Source organism: Pseudomonas sp. K5002 (genome assembly GCF_013386655.1).
GTDB lineage: Bacteria > Pseudomonadota > Gammaproteobacteria > Pseudomonadales > Pseudomonadaceae > Aquipseudomonas.
Genome location: NZ_JACARK010000670.1, coordinates 1 through 1,422 on the forward strand (window position 1 = coordinate 1; position 1,422 = coordinate 1,422).

Annotated in this window: 2 protein-coding genes; both read left to right on the forward strand. The window is 62.4% G+C overall.

Translation table 11 applies throughout. The features are described from left to right. Positions 1-695: pyrroline-5-carboxylate reductase (gene proC / locus HX846_RS25870; RefSeq protein ID WP_178966358.1), on the forward strand; the 695-nt coding region annotated here is incomplete at its 5' end. Between the two features lie 24 nt (positions 696-719). Next, positions 720-1,307 carry a YggT family protein gene (locus HX846_RS25875; RefSeq protein WP_003213764.1) on the forward strand — a complete coding sequence of 196 codons (588 nt, stop codon included), beginning with the start codon at positions 720-722 and terminating at the stop codon, positions 1,305-1,307. Positions 1,308-1,422: the final 115 nt, after the last annotated feature.

The window sequence follows — 1,422 nt, forward strand, 5'->3', positions numbered from 1 at the left end:
GCTCCCGCGTCAGCGCCGAGCACGGCATCGACACCTTCGCCGACAACGCAGAAGCGATTGAAGGCGTGGACGTGGTAGTGCTGGCGGTCAAGCCACAAGCCATGAAAGCCGTGTGCGAAAGCCTGCGGCCTAGCCTCAAGCCCCATCAACTGGTCGTGTCCATCGCCGCCGGCATCACCTGTGCCAGCATGACCCACTGGCTCGGCGCCCAGCCGATTGTGCGTTGCATGCCCAACACCCCGGCGCTGCTGCGCAAGGGCGTGAGCGGCTTGTACGCCACGTCCGAAGTCACTGCCCAACAGCGTGATCAGGCACAAGAGCTGCTGTCCGCCGTGGGTATCGCCGTGTGGCTGGAACAAGAGCAGCAACTGGACGCTGTCACCGCCGTGTCCGGCAGTGGCCCGGCGTATTTCTTCCTGCTGATCGAGGCCATGACCGCCGCTGGCGTGAAACTCGGCCTGCCACAGGAAGTCGCCGAGCAATTGGCCGAGCAAACCGCACTGGGTGCCGCGCAGATGGCCGTGTCCAGTGATGTCGACGCCGCCGAACTGCGCCGTCGCGTGACCTCGCCGGGCGGCACCACCCAGGCGGCAATCGAATCGTTCCAGGCCGGGGGCTTTGAAGCCCTGGTGGAAAAAGCACTGGGTGCCGCAGCACATCGTTCGGCTGAAATGGCCGAGCAGCTGGGCAAATAGTCGTCCCCCACATAGGAATCAAACATGCTCGGAATCAATGACGCTGCCATTTTCATCATCCAGACCCTGGGCAGCCTGTACCTGCTGATCGTGCTGATGCGTTTTATCCTGCAACTGGTGCGGGCGAACTTCTACAACCCGCTGTGCCAGTTCGTGGTAAAGGCCACGCAGCCGCTGCTCAAGCCTCTGCGCCGGGTGATCCCGAGCCTGTTCGGCCTGGACATGTCGTCGCTGGTATTGGCGCTGCTGCTGCAGATCCTGCTGTTCGCGGTCATCCTGCTGCTCAATGGCTATCAGGCCACCACGCTGCTGTTGCTGCCGTGGGCCTTGATCGGGATCTTCTCGCTGTTCCTGAAGATCATTTTCTGGTCGATGATCATCAGCGTGATCCTGTCCTGGGTCGCTCCGGGCAGCCGCAGCCCGGGTGCCGAACTGGTGGCACAGATCACTGAGCCGGTGCTGGCACCGTTCCGTCGCCTGGTACCTAACCTGGGTGGCCTGGATATCTCGCCGATCTTCGCGTTTATCGCGATTCAGCTGCTGCAAAGCTGGGTGATTCCACGCTTGGCTTTCTACGCGTTCATGCCCAAAGAACTGTTCGGTCTGATCTGACGACAACGTGGCGAGGGAGCTTGCTCCCGCTGGGCTGCGCAGCAGCCCCAAAACGGCCGACCGCGTTGCATCTGCAAAATCGCGGCAACCGGACCGGGACCGCTTCGCGCTCCAG

Coding starts and splice junctions, on each gene's coding strand:
- HX846_RS25875 (WP_003213764.1), top strand. CDS start 720: ATGCTCGGAATCAATGACGCTGCCATTTTCATCATCCAGACCCTGGGC.